Genomic DNA, 17,740 nt, shown 5'->3' on the forward strand with positions numbered 1-17,740 from the left:
AGCTTGAACTATTTAAAGAACAAACTACTAAAAGGATTTAACAAGCGACTTAGGCCCGTAGTGAAGTGTAACGGAGCGTCTAGTGCTGCTAGAGTTAAACAATCTTCGTGAGTGGTATGCGGGCTGTGTTTGTGCGCGCCATCCAGCAACACAAAGTCACCGTCTTTATAGTCACCTTGCTCGTCACTGAACACACCGTTTATCACTAAGGTTGCTTCGTTACCTTTATGGGTATGCTCTGGTACGGTACTTTGCTCGCCCATGTAGATAAAGTTGAGCGACTGCTCAGCTCCGATATCTACGGAGGCACGCCACAATTTACCTGGTAAGCGGCTCCAGTCACCAATGCGGTGGCTGTTACGTGCTAAGGTCGCTGGCAACGTAAAACGCTTGCCTTCTAGGTACAATAGGTTGTCATGGGGCAGGGGTGGGCTGGGTTCAGCAACCGGCGCCGTTGACGAAAATATTGCAGCGAGCATAGCATCATGAGTCTTACTATCTAGGCTATTGGCTTGATAATCGGCAACATTATTCTCGCCAAATAGTTTGCGTGCCATCTGCTCTTCGATGTCTTGTACCTGTGCTTGGCATTGCTTACACATGTCCACATGGGTACCCACCATCATCAGCATGGCAGGGCTGAGTTCACCAGCAGCATAAAGCACAAGTTGCTGTTCTGAAGGGTGGAATTTAATCATGCTGTATTAACTCTTTCAATTTCTGTAGTGCCAAGCGAGTACGTGATTTAACGGTACCCAACGGAATATCCAAGGCATCAGCAACTTCTTGTTGCGACTTGCCCTCTATGTAAATCAACTCAATCACGGTCTTTTGAGCAGGCGGTAATTGTTCACAATAAACCGCCAACTGCTGCATCAGTAAATCGTCATCTAACGCATAATCGTCATCAAGAGATTCATTTTGCTCGGCCAGAACTGGCCACAAATCATCCGCACTTAAATCATTCTGACGATATTTATTCTTCCGCAAGAAATCAAAGCGAATGTTTCTAGCAATAGTGAATATCCAAGTGGCTGCAGAACCGCGGTCGGGCTTAAATAAATGAGCCTTATGCCAAACGTTGGTCATGGTTTCTTGAACCAAATCCATCGCGGTCTGTTCATTGCCGAATTGTCGCGTTGCGTAAGCTTGTAAGCGTGGTGCAAAGTGTTTGAATAACTCACTAAAGGCAGCACGCGATTGCTCAGTAGCAATTTGGGCGAGAAGCTCGGCAGCGTGTTCGGGATTATCCGGCTGCGCAGGAGGCATAGTTTTCCGTTGTGTTATTTGCTCAGTTGCTATCTGCATAGTAGTGATACCCGCTTGGATATTCAAGGATTACCTAAGACTACGCTAAGGTTTTAAACAAGGATCACTACCGCCTAAAAAATCTGCAAAATAATTAGCTGTCGTACTCTTGGCTAGCATCCATCAGATCGCGTAAAAACTCTAAAGCTGCATCAGCCGTTGGAGCCTGTAACAATTCTTGCTTGGCAGTAGCGGCTATGGGTAATAACTCTAGCCAGCGTAGCGCTACCCAATCAGCTCGTTGCCACAATTCAGGGTCAGCTTCGATGGCAAGTTCTGGATAAGCTTGATAGACAGCGTTTAACTGGTCAGCAATATGCTTATCGTTCGCGCCCAATGGCAACGCTGACCAAGCTCCAATCGGCTCAATTTCGCCTACTCGTAAGCCATCGTCTTGCACTTGAATGTCGACGATACGGAACAGCTCGTTGCCGGCTACCGTGATCCCTAGTAAGCCATCAGGCAATTGCTCAAAATCAACAATGGTGACCTTGGTGCCAATGGGATGGATATGGGTGTTAGAAGCTACGTCGCCATCCTCATTGAGCATGCATAAGCCAATCGGTGAACAACTGGTACCATTGCAGGCTTCTTTCACCATCCGCACGTAGCGAGGCTCGAAGATGCGCAAACGCATGGTTCCCCCAGGAAGCACATGTCCAGAGAGAGGAAACAATGGAATTGTGGGTTGCGCATGTGTCATGCTTAAATCCTTCATAGTTAAACTTATGCTCTGTTACGCTAGCCTATGGGCTTTGGATTAGTACGGAGTGAACTTTTCCTCGCGACTAGCGTAATTTGCCAGTATGTTGTCAGCATGAGTTCAAGAACAAGGAGTAGCTTGTGACCATCAAAGTTGGGATAAGTGCCTGTTTATTAGGCGATCAGGTGCGTTATGACGGCGGCCATAAAAGGTCTTCTTTTTGTGCCGATGAGTTAGTTCGTCATGTGGAGTTTGTCAAGTTGTGTCCCGAAGTCGGGATTGGTATGCCGGTGCCGCGTCCAACCATTCGTCTTGAGTGGCATGAGCAAGCAGCTTCCGTTCGCGCCGTAGTACCTAAGACAGGTGAAGACGTGACTGCACGCTTAACCGAATTTGCCGACCGGGCGCAGCCGCATTTGCGCCAATTAAGTGGCTACGTACTTTGTGCAAAATCGCCCAGTTGCGGGATGGAGCGGGTTAAGTTGTACGATCCTGTTACTGGCTATTCAAAAAAAGCTGCTGAGGGCATTTTTGTACAGCGATTAAGGCAGTTGCATCCGGCTTTGCCGCTAGAAGAAGATGGCCGGTTAAACGATGCACCACTGCGCGAGAACTTTATCATGCGGGTGTATGTATATCATGCTTGGCAGCAACTGTTGGGCAAAGCAACGCCGGCGGTGGCGGTGAAGAAAGCTGATTTATTAGCTTTTCATACCAGCCTAAAACTACTCCTTATGGCGCATAACCAGCAGCAATATCGTGAGCTTGGCCGCTGGGTTGCGGCGCAACAAGATTTAACCCCAGCAGATGCACAAGAGTATATTGAACAGGTGATGCAGGCGTTAGGTAAACCAGCGACACGAGCCAACCATACTAACGTCTTGCAACATTTGCAGGGCTATTTTGGTAGTCATTTAAACGCTGAGCAAAAGCAAGAGCTAAGTCAGCTGATTCTGGATTACCATGATGGTATCCAGCCGTTGTTGGCGCCATTAACCTTGCTACGACATTATTTACGGGAATATCCAGATAGCTACTTGGCCGGACAGCGTTACTTGAATCCTTACCCAGCTGATTTGAAATTGAGGTACGCGTTATGAGTTCAGAGGCACCAGCAACGGGTAGCGCACGGGCAGGGTTGTGGTTGCGCCACGACCTGCGGCTACGCAGTAATCCGGCACTGGCAGCAGCGGCTAAGCTGAATGGTGCTGAGCAGCCTATCCCAGCGTTGATTTTGCTTTGCCCACAGCAAATGCATGAACACGATTGGGCTCCAATCAAGTGGGACTTGTATTATCGGCACCTACACGAGTTTGTGAAAAGCGCGGCGGCGGCTGGGATAGCGCTATCCATTCAGGTGATTGAAAGTTGGCAAGTGGCGCCTAAAGCCGTGAAGCGATTTGCCGAACAACAGCAGCTCTCAGAAGTTCATGTGAATGTAGAGTATCCGTTGCACGAAGTGCGCCGAGATCGTGCAGTAAAGGCGCTGTTGGAGCAGCAAGGTGTGGCGTGGCATGGGCATCATGGCAACCTCGTCGTCCCCCCTGTGTTGACCACTCAAACCGGCACTATTTACCAGAAGTTCACTCCATTTGCGAAAGCGTGGCGGCAGCATTTGCGAGAGCAGCTTGGTCATAGTGGGTTGCCATTCATGCAACCGGTGGAACGCCGCTGCATGGTGCCAGCGGCCGTGGTGCCTGAGGTTGATTACCCGCGACAGGATTCCAGCGCTTGGGTGGTGGGTGAAGATGCAGTTTATCAGCAATTACAAGGGTACATCGAGGAGCGGGTGAGCGCTTATGCGGCGGAACGTGATTTTCCTGGCCTAGATACGACCTCGCGTTTATCACCCTACTGGGAACTAGGCATGCTATCGCCATGGCAAGCCGTGCAGCAGTTAGCGCAGTTAAGTCCGGACTTTCCAGATGCGTTAGATCAAGGTCCTGATGTGTGGCTAACGGAATTGATTTGGCGAGAGTTTTACCAACATCTGATGTTCCACGTGCCGCGCTTAAATTATGGCAAAGCCTTTTTGAAACATACCGATGCCATGCAATGGCGTGAGGATACTGACAGCTTTCAACGCTGGTGTGAAGGCCGTACCGGCTTTCCTATCGTGGATGCTGGCATGCGGCAATTAGCTGCAGAAGGTTGGATGCACAACCGAGTACGGATGATAGTAGCTCACTTTTTAGTTAAAGATTTACTGCTGGATTGGCGCTTAGGTGAACAGTTTTTTATGCGTCACTTAATTGATGGCAGCTTTCCGGCCAACAACGGCGGCTGGCAGTGGAGTGCCTCGACGGGTACTGATGCAGCACCCTATTTCAGGGTGTTTAATCCTACTTTACAGAGCGAAAAAGTTGATCCCGACGGCAGTTATATTCGTAAATGGGTAAAAGAATTAGCCGATTGTCCTAAACAGCATATTCATGCTCCAGGAAAATGGCTGAAAGACCGTAAACGCAGTGATTATCCGCAACCTATCGTGGACCATAAAGTAGCTCGAGAGCGTTTTTTAGCTGCGTTTAAAGCATTATAAAACCGCTGAGTTTACTAAGTTAGAGGGTAGATGGTAGGCATAACACCGGAGATCAGGCATGACTGATACAAGCGCAACCGATAACAGTGACATTGTGGCACGCCTAGAACAGGTCTATGCCGAGCTAAACCAACAAAGTATTGCCGCGCTAGATGCACTCTATGCTGACCAGGTGAGCTTTGTCGATCCGATTCACCAAGTGCATGGGTTGAGCGACCTCAAAGCTTATTTTCAAAACACCATTAAAAATGTGCAGAGCTGCTACTTTAGGTTTACCGACCATGCGTTGCAGGGCGATAACTTGTTTGTAGCTTGGCAGATGATATTACGGCACCCTAAGTTAGCTAAAGGAGAGCAGGTAACATTGCCAGGTACCAGCCATTTTAAGTTAGCGAATGGCAAGATTATCGCTCAAGTGGATTACTACGATGCTGGTGCTATGGTCTATGAACATATTCCGGTGCTTGGTTGGGCCATTCGTACTGTAAAAGATAAGGTAAAGTCTGCATGAAAATTTTGATTACTGGCGCGACTTCCGGCATCGGCAAGCAGCTCGCCCTCGATTATGCGGCGGCCGGCCACACAGTTATAGCTTGTGGCCGTAATACGGATGCGCTAGCAGAACTTGAACAAGTTCATCCCCAGCACATTGCCGGGCAGCGTTTAGATGTAAGTGATGCGGCCAGCACCAAGCAAGCTTTAGCGGTGTATCAAGATATCGATGTAGTGATTTTGTCGGCAGGCGTATGTGAGTACTTGGACGTCGAGCAGTTTGAAGCGGCCATGTTCGAGCGCGTGTTTGAAGTGAACGTGTTTGGCATGATGCGTTGTGTCGAGGCTTTATTGCCGAACCTGCAAGCTGGTTCGCAGTTAGTCTTTGTTGGCAGTACTGCACGGCTGCTGCCGTTTACCAAAGCCCAAGCTTACGGTGGCTCTAAAGCAGCTATCCAGTATATCGCGCGTAGTTTACAGGTGGATTTGGCGAAACGGGGTATCCATGTACAAACCGTATCTCCGGGCTTTGTAAAAACCCCGATGACCGACGCCAATACCTTTGAGATGCCGATGCAGGTAACGGTTGAATTCGCTTCACAGCGAATTCGTAAAGGTATTACTAATAAAACCACCGACATTACCTTTCCGACGTTGTTTGGCTGGGTGCTTAAATTTTTATCGCGGTTGCCACAGAGTTGGCAAGTAGCACTATCTAAACGCTTAAGTTAACGGAGTACATGCGTTCATGAAGATCGCCATTATTGGTTCTGGGATTGCTGGCATGACGTCGGCCTATTTGTTGCAGCAACAGCACGAGATCACCCTGTTTGAAAAGAATAGTTATATCGGTGGCCACACCCGTACTGTCACCGTTGAGGTGCAAGGCAAGGAATACGCCATCGATACCGGCTTTATCGTATTTAACGATAGAACCTATCCGTTATTTCGTAAGCTGATGCGCGAGATCGGCGTATCTTGGCAAGATACCGAAATGAGTTTTAGTGTGCGCGATCCTGAGTCTGGTTTGGAGTACAATGGGCACAATCTGAACACCTTGTTTGCACAGCGCAAAAACCTAGTATCCCCCAGTTTCTGGCGATTGATTCGCGGTATCTTAAAGTTCAACAAGGCTGCAAAAGAGGCTTACAACAGCGGAGCGGATCTTGATCAGTTGACCTTAGGTGAGTTTTTACGTCAGCAGCACATCCATCCGTCAGTGAGTGAGTTTTATTTGTTGCCCATGGTGGCGGCTATTTGGAGTGCCTCTTTACAAGAAGCAGAAGCCTTTCCGTTAGGCTTTTTCTTACGCTTCTTTAATAATCATGGGTTACTGAATGTTGCAGACCGGCCACAATGGGCGACCATAGATGGCGGCTCAAGTGCATACGTAGCGCCATTAACCGCTAGTTATCGCGAGCGCATTGAGTTAAACGCCAATATTGTTGCGGTACATCGTCAGCTGCCAGAACGCCAAGCTGCGGTCACATTAGAGTTTGCTGATGGCGAGTTACGCGATTTTGACGAAGTGGTGTTTGCCTGTCACAGCGATGAAGCTTTGGCTTTGTTAGCTCAACCGAGCGCGGCAGAGCAGCAGGTTTTAGGTGCTATCCCGTATCAAATGAACGAAGTAGTGTTACATACTGACGTGCGCTTACTACCACGCGAACAGCGGGCATGGGCCAGCTGGAATTATCTATTGCATAGCGACGATCAGGCACGGACACGGCCGAGTTCAGTCAGCTATAACATGAATATCTTACAGCGCATTCAGGCTCCAGAGGTGTTTTGCGTTACGTTAAATAACACGGCAGCGATTCATCCTGAAAAGATTCTAGGCACCTACCATTATGCGCACCCGGTTTATAGTGTAGAGTCGATGCAGGCCCGCGCCCAGCGTGAGCTGATTTGTGGCCAGCAACATACCCATTATTGCGGGGCTTATTGGTATAACGGTTTCCATGAAGACGGGGTACGTAGTGCCGTTGATGTGGCTAAACGGTTAGGAGTAGAATTTGTCGCTAGCTAGTGCTATCTATCGAGGGCGAGTGCACCACGCTCGCTACTTACCGCATCCCCACGCCTTTAGCTACAGTATCGCGCAGTGGTGGTTAGCATTGGACGAGTTAGAGCAAGTGGCGGCGCAAAGTCGGTGGTTTTCGTTAACCAACCGCTGGGCGCCATTACGCTTTAAACGCAGCGATTATTTACCTGATACCGACGGTGATTTAGCTGCAGCTGTGCGCCAAAAACTCAGTGAACAGTTGCAGCAGCCAATCAGCGGACGAGTATTTTTTCTTGGTGCGCTGCGAACCTGTGGGCTTTACTTCAACCCATTAAATTGTTACTTCGTGCAGAGCGATGGGGCACAAGAGTTCAGTTATATGTTGGCTGAAGTAAGTAACACGCCCTGGAACGAACGCCATTACTATGCCGTAGACTTACAGCAACCACTGCGGCATCCCAAGACTTTTTTTGTATCGCCCTTTAATCCACTTAACATGCATTATCGGTGGCAGCTCAAACCACCAGCTGGGTATGCAGCAGAGGCGGGTGACAAGGCTCTCATTCATTTAGATGTGCTTAAACAACAAGCAACGGCAGGCACTGATGCCGCTAGTTGGGTGCGTCATTTTAGTGCCACGATGAAATTATCACGGGTGGCATTGAACCGACGTAGCATTCGTAACGTATTATTGCGGTATCCAATAAACACGGTAGGTACGGTGGCGGCTATTTACTGGCAAGCATTGCGATTATGGTTAAAACGTAATCCAGTGTATATCAGTGAGCGTACTTGTTCAGAAACAACAAGTTCAGAGACAACAAGTTCAGCGGCAACCAGTACTGAGTCCAAACAGAATGAACTCAACAAATAATGGTCTAATTTAGGCCAATATAACAGGTAAGTTCCATGTATAAAGAAGATGCCTTAACAGTGATGCAGAACGATTTAACTACGCTCGATAAAACCTTTCGTACCATTGTCTTACGCCTACTGAATCATCTGCAGTTGGGTCACCTTAAGATGTTTGAGCAAGGTCAGCTGATTGCTGAGTTTGGTGATAAAGCCAGTGAGTTAAAAGCTGAGATAGATATACAGAAAGGGGATTTTTATCGCCGCTTTTTGTTTGGTGGTAGTATTGGCGCCGCTGAATTATTTATGGATGAAAGTTGGACGACACCCAACCTGACCCATGTCATTCAATTGTTTGCCCGGAACTTACCCGCGTTAGATGCAGCCGAAGCTAAGTTTAGCTGGTTGTTATTACCGCTCCAAAAGTTTCAGCACTGGCGCCGCAACAATAGCAAGCGCCAGGCCAAAGAGAATATTTCAGCGCACTACGATTTAGGTAACGACCTGTATCAAGCCTTTTTAGACCCAGCACTACAGTATTCAAGTGCAGTATATCCGCATGCTGATGCAAGTCTTGCCGAAGCGCAACAACATAAGCTCAAACGCTTGTGTGACAGCTTAGAGCTATCTGCGGAAGATCACCTGCTCGAAATTGGTACGGGCTGGGGCGGTATGGCGGTATTTGCCGCCAAACATTACGGCTGTAAAGTAACTACAACGACCATCTCAGAAGAGCAATACAGCTATACCAAAGAGCTGATTGAGCGAGAAGGGTTGACGCAGCAGATCACTTTGCTGAAAAAAGACTACCGCGATTTAGAAGGTACTTACGATAAGTTGGTATCGGTGGAGATGATTGAAGCCGTAGGCTTAAAGTACATGCCGACCTTCTTTAAAACCTGCAGTCGTTTACTTAAGCCAAATGGCAAAATGGCGTTGCAAGCCATTACGATTGCGGACCAGCGCATGAAAAGCTATGCCAACTCGGTGGATTTTATTCAAAAATATATCTTCCCAGGTGGTTTTTTGCCGTCGTTAACCATGATGGCTGAAATGTTTACTAAGCATACAGATATGGTAATGCGTGAAGTACATGATATTGGTTATGACTACGCCAAAACCTTAGCTGACTGGCGCGATAATTTTAATCAGGCGCCCCCGCAACTGATCGACAAAGGCTACGATGAGCGCTTTGGCCGGATGTGGAATTACTACCTGTGCTATTGCGAAGGTGGTTTTTGGGAGCGGACCGTATCTGCGGTGCAGTTGGTTGCAACTAAGCCGCAGAGTCGTTAAGAGGTTATGGCTAATCCTAAGGCGTTAATAAAAACCTACCTGCCTAAGCTGGTAGGTTTGTTTTTATTTGATGCAGTGTGGTTCGCAGCAGTTGCTGGGCGTGGTGAATGGCTGGCGCTGACGTTGGTTTTAGTGGCTGCTCAGGTGGTGTTAGCACTGCGTACTGGGCCTTTCAGCTGGCGCTTGTACGTCGCTTTGTTGGTGCTGGGTTTAGCATTAGAAGCCAGTGTGGTTAGCATGGGCATCCTACGTTTTAGTGAAGGCTGGCTACCCATTTGGCTGGTACTTCTGTGGGTGGGCTTTGTCGGCATGCTGATGAACACTCTCAGTGGCTTAGCCGGGCGCCCTTGGTGGGCAGCATTGCTGGGCATTGCCTCGGGTCCGTTAACTTATGCGATAGGTGCCCGCTTGGGTGCTGCAGAAATTTTGGTTGAAGAATGGCTCTTGTGGTTGGTGTATGGTTTGTTGTGGGCTGCTTATATGGTGATCTTTGCGCTGGTGTCACAACGTATAAAGCAGACACAGGAGGGCAGTCATGATGTCATTAGCAACAGTTCGCAGTCGTCTTAATCTTAGCCTGCTTAACATGTTTTCACCGCAGTCAGCCGCACGTTCATTACTGAGCAGTTTAGCCGCGGGGATGCTCGTAACGGTAGCCGTTGGTATGCCAAGCGCAGCCGCTAACGAGAGCGCTGCAGCTAGTGCCATGACGACGGCTGTCGCGGCGGCAGACAGTTGTACAGTACCGGCATTTCAGCAACTACAAACCGTAGGCAAAACACGCTTAAAAGTGTGGTTTTGGGATGTTTATGATGCGCAACTTAAAACCGATACAGGTGCCTTTAGCGATGCTAACCAGCGTGCACTCCAGCTTACCTACTTACGTGATATCGATGCGGATGATTTAGTGGATACCACGGCTGACGAATGGCAGCGTTTAGGGATTGTGCAAACCCCAGAGCACCAGCAATGGTTACAAGAGTTGCGTGAGATGTGGCCTAACGTGAGCAAAGGTGATTGTATTACCTTGGTTGAGACCAATACGGGCGAAGCGCAGTTTTATGCGAATCAGGAATTACTTGGTGAGATTGCATCGGCGCAGTTTACCGATGACTTTCTAGCTATCTGGCTTGATGCTAAATCACGCTTTAAAGATGAGCGTGATGAATTAATAGGAGCTAAATAATGAAACAAGCATGGCAAGCTATGATCGCGCTGTTGCTGTTGGTGCTGCTGGTGGGCTGTTCGGCAAAGTTAGAAGACTACCAAGGTGAGCAACCGCAGCTTAAGTTAGAAACCTTTTTTAACGGTGACTTGGTGGCACATGGCATTGTCCAAGATTACAGTGGCAAGGTTATTCAGCGCTTTACTGCTGATCTCAAGGGTACTTGGGATGGCAACGAAGGAGTGTTAGATGAGCAGTTTTACTATGCGGACGGTACTCGTCAAGAGCGTATTTGGTATTTAACCAAAACCGCAGACAATACCTATGAGGGCCGTGCCAGCGATGTTGAAGGCACTGCGATAGGCACTACGAGTGGTAACGCCTTACATTGGCGCTATACCCTAATCATTGAGCTTGATGGTGAACCCTTTGCTGTTGACCTTGATGATTGGATGTACTTGGTGGATGAAAATAACATGATTAACCGTACCCAAATGTACAAGTTTGGGTTACCGGTAGGTGAAATCACCCTGTATATAGGTAAGAGTTCTTAAGTCATCGAGCGTAGTTATTCGTACCTGGCTATTTTTATAAAAGTTAGACAGGCAATAACAAACGAGCCGCCCAAGGCGGCTCGTTATAACTTACTCATCGTAACCACGGGGTAGCCGCGACAAGGTTTGATCTTGTTCTAAGCGCTGCTTCCACAATTCTTTGGCACTCAAGCCACCACCACTTTTACTGACTTTAACCGCCTTTTTAGGCGCAACTGCCGGTTTCGCTGCTGCTTTTTTTGCTGAAACTTTTGCTTTGGCGGGCGCTGCTGAGCTACCAGTTGCACCGCCAAGCTCGGCTGTTGCGTCAGCTAACTGGGCCAGACGCATATTTTTGCCGCCATCCACGCTATACCAGCCGCCTTTGGCTTCGATGTTAGGTTGTTTGCCGTGAGCCTTTAGGTAAGCTGCTGAATAATCAGCTAATACTTGGTCCTTATCAAGTTTGCTCATGTGTTGTTCCTATCGTTGTTGCATGAGAGTGATTCTTTTTTATACCGTCTTTTCTAGTTATTGTCTAATCAACAAGGCAAAAGATTGTAATTTATGGTAAAAAAGAGCCTATTTAGCGACGACATTGAGGCCTATTGTGCAACGATATCAATTACAACAGTATCTGGCCGAATTACTGCAGGTGGACACCATTAAGGATTATTGTCCCAATGGTCTGCAAGTAGAAGGACGAGCAGAGATAAACACCTTAGTGACTGGTGTAACAGCTAACCAAGCTCTGTTAGACCAAGCCCTTGCGCTCAATGCCGATGCCGTGTTGGTGCATCACGGATATTTCTGGAAAAACGAACCCGAAGTCATTACGGGTATGAAAAAACGTCGGCTACAAAGCTTACTTCAAGCAGATGTTAATCTGTTTGCCTATCATTTACCGCTCGATGTTCATGCCACGCTTGGTAACAATGCCCAATTAGCACAGGTGCTAGGTTGGCAGAATAGTTATCAGGTGGCCGGCATCAGTCCCGCTGGGGTGGTGATGGGCTGTGACCTAACCGCGCCCTTAAGCAGCGTCGCCTTAGCCGAACACCTCAGTGAGGCGCTACAGCGTCCAGTAACCGCGTGTATTGAGCGGGCTGCACCCATTCAACGAGTGGCTTGGTGTACCGGCGGCGGACAAGGCTTTATCGATGCTGTAGCTGCGGCTGGTTTTGATGCCTTCATTAGTGGTGAAATCAGCGAACAAACTACCCACAGTGCGCGCGAGCAAGGTCTTGCTTATATCGCAGCTGGACACCATGCGACCGAGCGCTATGGTGTGCAGGCTTTGGGCGAGCATTTGGCCGCGCAGTTTGGCCTGCGGCATCACTTTATTGATATCGATAACCCAGCGTAGGCCAAACTTTCTTCATGAACAGCAACAACAAGCAGAACAACCAAGCATCGAAAGCCACAGGAGATCAATCCTTTGATGGCATCACGCATAAGTTTTCGCACAACATCTATGCCACCACTAAAGGTCGTTTGCGCTTAGCTGTATTAAAACGTGATTTGCAGCCTTGGTTAACACGAGCAAAGCAGCGCCCCTTAAAAATTTTGGATATTGGAGGTGGGTTAGGGCAAGTTAGCCAGTGGTTTGCGGAGTTAGGCTGCAACATCATGCACACGGACATATCCGCTGAGATAGTGGCGGCAGCGCAACAACAGCATGCGCAAGCGGGGGTGGCACAGCGCTATCAGTATTTAGTAGCGCCGTTGCAGCAACTACCTGAACAAGTAGCTGATGATTATGACCTGATTTTGTGTCATGCGGTGTTAGAGTGGCTAGCAGATCCCGCCGCGGCGATTGCTTTGTTACCCCAGTTACTAGCACCGCAGGGCGGCATTTCCTTGATGTTTTACAACAAAGACGCCAAGGTGTTGGCTAACGTTATCTTTGGTAATTTTGACTACGTAGAAGCCGGCTTAACAGTTAAGAAAAAAGTGCGATTAAGCCCACAACAACCTTTAGCTCCTGCTCACGTAGCTCAGTGGTTAGAACAAGCAGGGCTACAGATAGAATACAAAACTGGCGTGCGTTGTTTTCATGATTATCTTAAAAATGCCGCCGACAAAGAGCGCTTCGAGCAATTATTAGCACTTGAACTGCGCTACAACCAACAAGCTCCGTTTTGTGATATTGGCCGTTATTTACATTGGCAACTCAAGCGAGCATAGGGTTGGGTCACTAATATGCTGCAGGTGATTTATTTTCATAGCCTAAGTGGGCGTGCGCGGCGTTATGCTAAAGCTTATGCGAGCTATTTTGGCGAGGCCCAGTTAGTTGCTAGCAGCGGTGATAGAGACACCGACGTAGCAGCGCTTCGGGCAGCCATGGCACCGGCATCCGAGACGCCAGTAACTAAGGCGCCAACAACCAAGGCTGAATGCTTGGTGATTGGTGGCGATGGCAGCCTCAATATTGCAGTTAATGCGTTTGCCTACAGCGCTGTGAGTATCAGTTTGATAGCGGTTGGAACGGGTAATGATTTTGCGCGGCATTATTTGAACCATACAAAACACCGATGCACTGCGCTTAAGGACTGGCGTTGGCGGATGCGAGCGCCTTACCAACAGCTGCAACTTGCGCTAGGTAAAGTCGCCACAGCCACGGCCAGTTATTATTTTATCAATCATGCTGGTTGTGGCCTCAGTGTTGATCTTATGCACTTACAACCGCCGTGGATGAAGCGCTGGCTAGGTTCATTAAGCTACACGGTCGCCTTATTGCGATACCTGTTCGGGCCGCTAAGCAAACGCACTCAATGGTACCCGCAAGCCTCATCTGGGCAGGCACTAAATGGCCAACTGGTGGTATTGGGACGGTTTATTGGCGGTGGCTTAGAGGTATACCCACAAGCCAACCGTCAGCGCGGCGACTTGCGTCGTATCGAGATCCCCTTGTTGGGACGCTGGCAGCAGTTAGCTGCGTTAATACAAGTTAAATGGGGTGGTATTGATACCTCAGCAGTGATTGATTGTCGGCCGGTAACTGTGACCGAAGAGCAGCCGTTCATACTAGCAGCGGCGGCAATAACTTTTGAAGTAGATGGTGATATTGTTGGTGAGGGGCCGGTGGCCGTGAGTGTTTGCCCGCGGGCAATTAAACTTAATTTACCAATAGATTAAGCCTTGTGTATGACTGAGTTGGAGAGACAAACATGACTGCATGTGCATTTATTGGCTTAGGTGTGATGGGATATCCCATGGCTGGCCATTTACAAACTGGGGGTTTTACCACCACTGTTTACAATCGTACTGCAAGCAAAGCACAGCAGTGGCAACAGCGTTACCAAGGTAATGCAGCTGCAACTCCGGCAGCTGCTGCGCAAGGCGCTGATTTAGTGATGCTGTGTGTGGGCAATGACGATGATGTACGCAGCGTGGTGTACGGTGAGCATGGGGTGTTGGCCAGCATGCAGCCGGGCAGCATTTTAATTGACCACACGACTGCGTCAGCAGAACTTGCGAAGGAACTCGCTGCGGCTTGTGCCGAACGTGGTATTGGTTGGCTCGATGCGCCGGTATCTGGCGGTCAACAGGGCGCAGAGAATGGGGTTTTAACGGCTATGATTGGTGGTGATAAAGAGGCTTTAATTCAAGCCGACAAGGCCTTAGCTTGTTATGCGAAAACCCGTGAGTACATGGGGCCGGCAGGCCATGGGCAATTAGCCAAAATGGTGAACCAGATCTGTATTGCTGGGGTGGTGCAGGGCTTAGCGGAAGGACTACAACTGGCGCGTAAAGTGGGGTTGGATGCAGATACCTTGATCAACGCCATTAGCCAAGGTGCCGCCGGCTCTTGGCAAATGAAGAATCGTTATCAAACCATGTGGAACAATCATTATGAGCATGGTTTTGCCGTGGATTGGATGCGCAAGGATTTAAAAATTGCGTTGCAGGAAGCAGAACGCCAAGGCTTGAGTATGCCGATGACAGCTTTGGTGGATCAGTTCTATGCTGAAGTTCAAAAAATGGGTGGTTCACGTTGGGATACGTCTAGTTTGTTAGCTCGTCTAGAACGAGATTAATCGCTAATAAAAAAGGCCTTATCAATTGATAAGGCCTTTTATTATCTGTTGCTTATAAGCTCAGCGGCTTAGATCTTAACGAATACCCATCCGACGTAAGCTACCGGTGCTGAAGTCTGAGCGGCTCATCTTAATACCAAAGTTCATGAACTCGCTTTCTTCGTTGGATAGGCCCAGTAGGATGTATCGACCTGAGTTAAGGTCATACAAAGCTTCTGCTGCCATCCACGGGGTGTCGTGGTAGTAGAATTGGGTGTTGTAGGCTTCCGCTACGCGCCACAATTCGCCGCGACCATCGTAATGGTCGATGACTGAGGCTGTCCAGGTATCTTCATCGATAAACATATGGCGGGTTGCATAAATATGACGTTCGCCATCTTTCAAGGTGCCTTTCACTTCCCATACACGGTGTTTTTCGTACCGTACATAGTCTTGGTTCATGTGGCCAGGGCCGATGATATCGTCATACGACAAGCTCGTATCCATCAGCTTGTAGTTGTTGTATGGGATATACATCTCGCGCTTGCCCACAAGTTCCCAGTTGTATTTATCTGGCGCGCCGTTGAACATATCCAAGCCATCGGAAGTCCGTAAGCCATCTGATGCGGTACCTGGACCGTCATAGGCTACTGATGGAGCTTTACGAACACGACGTTGGCCTGCGTTATAAAGCCATGCACGACGTGCTTCTTTCACCTGGTCAATCGTTTCGTGAACCAATAGCACGGTACCCGTCATACGTGCCGGTGCTAGAACTTCTTGTAAGAAGTAGAACAGCACGTTGTCGTCTGCTGACTCACGGCCGCTGGCTAAGTATTCAGGGAATACCAACGACTCACGCAATAACACAGGTACAAAACTACCGTTTTCTAGTACGGGGAACTGGTTCACTAAACGTTGAACCGAGCCACCACGATAACGGGTAATGTGGTTCCAAACAGCTTCAACACCTGATGATGGAATTGGGAACGGAATGTGCTTGTCGAAGTTAGCTAAACCATTGCCACCACTGATAAGCTCAGCGTTAAGGGCGTTTTTCTTAATCACATCGTACACGGCTTGCGGGTAAGCTGCGGTACGGTGGGTAGGGTAGACGTGGATCTTAAAGTCTGGGTATTTCTTGAACATGGCCACCTGGCCAGGCGACAACATGTTGGCATGCTGATCAACGTTAGCTGGCGTGATCGTTAGAATCGGTTGTTCATCGGCAAACGGGTCGGCTGGACGGTCTGGCACTTCACCGTCTGCTTTCACACTATAGCCACCAGTCCAAGCTGGGATAGAACCATCAGCGTTGGCTGCCATTTCGGCACCTACCGGAGTTAAATCTTGACCTAAGCGGTTGGCTTCGTCAGGGCTAACTTTAGCCATGACACTTGCTGATACCACTGATAGCGCAAAAATACCGGCTTTTAGCATCATTTTATTCATTGTGCTTTTCCTTGTTGTTCTTAGTTCGCGTTAAAGCTACATCAAAACTAATGTAATATAAATGCCCAACTGCTACTAGCGTTACATTCATTCTCGATGTAAGGTATCAGCTGGTTTGACCTCTAGCGATTTCACATAGCATGTATCGCGAAACAAAAATTTGCAACAGTTTACATGACAATTCTAAGACCAAGAACAATCAAGAGGGTTCCATGATTAAAGCAACAGCGTCTGCTGGTGCAGCATTAACGCTGCTAGCAAGTGCAGTGGCAACGGCCTTAGCAGCGCCTATAGCTAGCGCTGAAGAAAGTTCCGCCTACGAAGTGATTACCGCACCTGCGGTGATGGCAAAAGAAGCGCAGCGGGCGGTATTAAGTGATATCGCTGAAGCAGGCGAGGCTGATATCGCCGTTGGCGATTATGGCATTATTTTGCGCCGCACCGAGCAGCAGTGGCAACAAATGCCCGTTCCTACCAGTGTTTTTCTAAGCTCAGTGAGTTTTGCCGATGCGCAACACGGCTGGGCTGTCGGTCACCATGGGGTGATTGTTGGTAGCAGCGATGGCGGCCAAACTTGGCAGCGGCAATTGGATGGTTTTGCATTTATTCAGCTACAGCAAGATTACTTCGCAACTCGTATTGAACAATTAACAGATGAGAGCGCAGCAGCTGAAGCAGAGGGGGCTGACGAGCTTATTGGCGATCTTGAATTCGCACTAGAAACTGCCGAGTTTAATTTAGAAAATGCGCAGTTTGCCGAAGAAGAAGGCCCCACCAAACCGTTTTTAGATGTATTAGCGCTAACCCCTGAGGTTGTCTTAGTAGCTGGTGCTTATGGCTCCTTGTTGCGCAGCACAGATGCTGGCAACAGTTGGCAAGTGCTAGACGGCGCCCTAGAAAATCCTGATGGCTATCATTTGAATAGTTTAACAGCCGATGCTGATTATACCTACTTAGCGGGTGAATCGGGATTACTCTTTCGAAGTGCTGATCAGGGCTCGACCTGGGAAACCCTAGATAGCCCTTATTATGGCTCGTTTTTTGGTTTGCATGTGGATGCAGAGCAGCGGCTGTGGGCGTTTGGACTACGTGGTAATATCTTTGTAAGCGAGGATCAAGGCGAATCTTTTAGTCAGATTAGCTTGCAAGATCCGGTCAATATTAATGCTGCAATAGATGCCCCCGATGGTGGCGTTTATTTAGTGGGTAATGCTGGTGTGATAGCCTGGGCGAATGCCGCTGGTGAGGTGCTTGAAAGCACTCACAGTAGTGGTGCCGCACTAACCGACGTGGTGCTTAACGACGACGGTACCCTGACTATGGTGGGGCAGCGAGGCCTGCTCACTCAACCCGCTTTGCGTAACTAAGGATTG

20 protein-coding genes are annotated in these 17,740 nt (G+C 48.6%); 15 read left to right on the forward strand and 5 right to left on the reverse strand.

Features of this window, described 5'->3' with window-relative positions; genetic code table 11:
- Window positions 1-8: 8 nt before the first annotated feature.
- From AB8S08_RS05810 to AB8S08_RS05820, 3 genes are all read right to left on the reverse strand, one after another.
- Window positions 9-698: a ChrR family anti-sigma-E factor gene (locus AB8S08_RS05810; protein ID WP_369744078.1), complete on the reverse strand. Its 690-nt coding sequence runs from the start codon at window positions 696-698 to the stop codon at window positions 9-11.
- Entirely contained in the window at window positions 691-1,269 is a 579-nt protein-coding gene (locus AB8S08_RS05815; protein WP_238387588.1) for a sigma-70 family RNA polymerase sigma factor, read from the reverse strand. The genes AB8S08_RS05810 and AB8S08_RS05815 overlap by 8 nt, the downstream gene beginning before the upstream one ends.
- A gap of 133 nt (window positions 1,270-1,402) precedes the next feature.
- Window positions 1,403-2,011: an LON peptidase substrate-binding domain-containing protein gene (locus AB8S08_RS05820; RefSeq protein WP_369744080.1), complete on the reverse strand. Its 609-nt coding sequence runs from the start codon at window positions 2,009-2,011 to the stop codon at window positions 1,403-1,405.
- Window positions 2,012-2,151: 140 nt separating this feature from the next.
- Between AB8S08_RS05820 and AB8S08_RS05825 the strand changes: the two genes are divergently transcribed.
- The 10 genes from AB8S08_RS05825 to AB8S08_RS05870 are packed head-to-tail and all read left to right on the forward strand — an operon-like array spanning window position 2,152 to window position 10,917.
- The gene (locus AB8S08_RS05825; RefSeq protein WP_369744082.1) at window positions 2,152-3,111 is read left to right on the forward strand and encodes a YbgA family protein; all 960 of its coding nucleotides are present in this window, start codon (window positions 2,152-2,154) and stop codon (window positions 3,109-3,111) included.
- Window positions 3,108-4,553, forward strand: a complete 1,446-nt coding sequence (locus AB8S08_RS05830) for a deoxyribodipyrimidine photo-lyase (protein WP_369744083.1) — start codon at window positions 3,108-3,110, stop codon at window positions 4,551-4,553. The genes AB8S08_RS05825 and AB8S08_RS05830 overlap by 4 nt, the downstream gene beginning before the upstream one ends.
- Window positions 4,554-4,611: 58 nt before the next feature.
- Window positions 4,612-5,064: a nuclear transport factor 2 family protein gene (locus AB8S08_RS05835; protein WP_369744084.1), complete on the forward strand. Its 453-nt coding sequence runs from the start codon at window positions 4,612-4,614 to the stop codon at window positions 5,062-5,064.
- Window positions 5,061-5,777: an SDR family NAD(P)-dependent oxidoreductase gene (locus AB8S08_RS05840; protein ID WP_369744085.1), complete on the forward strand. Its 717-nt coding sequence runs from the start codon at window positions 5,061-5,063 to the stop codon at window positions 5,775-5,777. The genes AB8S08_RS05835 and AB8S08_RS05840 overlap by 4 nt, the downstream gene beginning before the upstream one ends.
- Window positions 5,778-5,793: 16 nt before the next feature.
- Window positions 5,794-7,074 carry an NAD(P)/FAD-dependent oxidoreductase gene (locus tag AB8S08_RS05845; RefSeq protein ID WP_369744087.1) on the forward strand — a complete coding sequence of 427 codons (1,281 nt, stop codon included), beginning with the start codon at window positions 5,794-5,796 and terminating at the stop codon, window positions 7,072-7,074.
- Window positions 7,061-7,924 (forward strand): DUF1365 domain-containing protein, encoded by an 864-nt coding sequence (locus tag AB8S08_RS05850; protein ID WP_369744089.1) that lies wholly within the window; start codon window positions 7,061-7,063, stop codon window positions 7,922-7,924. The genes AB8S08_RS05845 and AB8S08_RS05850 overlap by 14 nt, the downstream gene beginning before the upstream one ends.
- Before the next feature lie 35 nt (window positions 7,925-7,959).
- On the forward strand, window positions 7,960-9,198 hold the full coding sequence (locus AB8S08_RS05855; RefSeq protein ID WP_369744091.1) for a class I SAM-dependent methyltransferase: 1,239 nt from the start codon (window positions 7,960-7,962) through the stop codon (window positions 9,196-9,198).
- A gap of 6 nt (window positions 9,199-9,204) precedes the next feature.
- Window positions 9,205-9,768: a DUF2878 domain-containing protein gene (locus tag AB8S08_RS05860; RefSeq protein ID WP_110074973.1), complete on the forward strand. Its 564-nt coding sequence runs from the start codon at window positions 9,205-9,207 to the stop codon at window positions 9,766-9,768.
- Complete coding sequence (locus tag AB8S08_RS05865; protein ID WP_369744093.1) at window positions 9,734-10,384, forward strand: chalcone isomerase family protein; 651 nt, start codon at window positions 9,734-9,736, stop codon at window positions 10,382-10,384. The genes AB8S08_RS05860 and AB8S08_RS05865 overlap by 35 nt, the downstream gene beginning before the upstream one ends.
- Window positions 10,384-10,917 (forward strand): DUF3833 domain-containing protein, encoded by a 534-nt coding sequence (locus AB8S08_RS05870; RefSeq protein WP_369744095.1) that lies wholly within the window; start codon window positions 10,384-10,386, stop codon window positions 10,915-10,917. Before AB8S08_RS05865 ends, AB8S08_RS05870 begins: the two co-directional genes overlap by 1 nt.
- A gap of 90 nt (window positions 10,918-11,007) precedes the next feature.
- On the opposite strand, the gene AB8S08_RS05875 is transcribed toward AB8S08_RS05870, so the two are convergent.
- Complete coding sequence (locus AB8S08_RS05875; RefSeq protein ID WP_369744096.1) at window positions 11,008-11,370, reverse strand: hypothetical protein; 363 nt, start codon at window positions 11,368-11,370, stop codon at window positions 11,008-11,010.
- Between the two features lie 133 nt (window positions 11,371-11,503).
- Here AB8S08_RS05875 and AB8S08_RS05880 point away from each other — a divergent pair, with 133 nt between their 5' ends.
- From AB8S08_RS05880 to AB8S08_RS05895, 4 genes are read left to right on the forward strand one after another with little or no spacing between them, the layout of a single operon-like run.
- A complete protein-coding gene (locus AB8S08_RS05880) occupies window positions 11,504-12,262 on the forward strand; it encodes a Nif3-like dinuclear metal center hexameric protein (RefSeq protein ID WP_369744189.1) in 759 nt (252 codons plus the stop codon).
- 14 nt (window positions 12,263-12,276) lie between these two features.
- Complete coding sequence (locus AB8S08_RS05885; RefSeq protein WP_369744098.1) at window positions 12,277-13,083, forward strand: methyltransferase domain-containing protein; 807 nt, start codon at window positions 12,277-12,279, stop codon at window positions 13,081-13,083.
- 15 nt (window positions 13,084-13,098) lie between these two features.
- A complete protein-coding gene (locus tag AB8S08_RS05890) occupies window positions 13,099-14,034 on the forward strand; it encodes a diacylglycerol kinase family protein (RefSeq protein ID WP_369744100.1) in 936 nt (311 codons plus the stop codon).
- 32 nt (window positions 14,035-14,066) lie between these two features.
- Entirely contained in the window at window positions 14,067-14,936 is an 870-nt protein-coding gene (locus AB8S08_RS05895) for an NAD(P)-dependent oxidoreductase (RefSeq protein WP_369744101.1), read from the forward strand.
- Between the two features lie 75 nt (window positions 14,937-15,011).
- Here AB8S08_RS05895 and AB8S08_RS05900 read toward each other — a convergent pair whose 3' ends face one another.
- Window positions 15,012-16,367 (reverse strand): DUF1329 domain-containing protein, encoded by a 1,356-nt coding sequence (locus AB8S08_RS05900; RefSeq protein ID WP_110074981.1) that lies wholly within the window; start codon window positions 16,365-16,367, stop codon window positions 15,012-15,014.
- A gap of 212 nt (window positions 16,368-16,579) precedes the next feature.
- On the opposite strand from AB8S08_RS05900, the gene AB8S08_RS05905 reads away from it, so the two are divergent.
- The gene (locus AB8S08_RS05905; protein ID WP_369744102.1) at window positions 16,580-17,734 is read left to right on the forward strand and encodes a WD40/YVTN/BNR-like repeat-containing protein; all 1,155 of its coding nucleotides are present in this window, start codon (window positions 16,580-16,582) and stop codon (window positions 17,732-17,734) included.
- The last annotated feature ends 6 nt before the right edge of the window (window positions 17,735-17,740 follow it).

It is taken from the genome of Pseudidiomarina sp. PP-1MA (genome assembly GCF_041200125.1).
GTDB classification, from domain to species: Bacteria; Pseudomonadota; Gammaproteobacteria; order Enterobacterales; family Alteromonadaceae; genus Pseudidiomarina; species Pseudidiomarina fusca.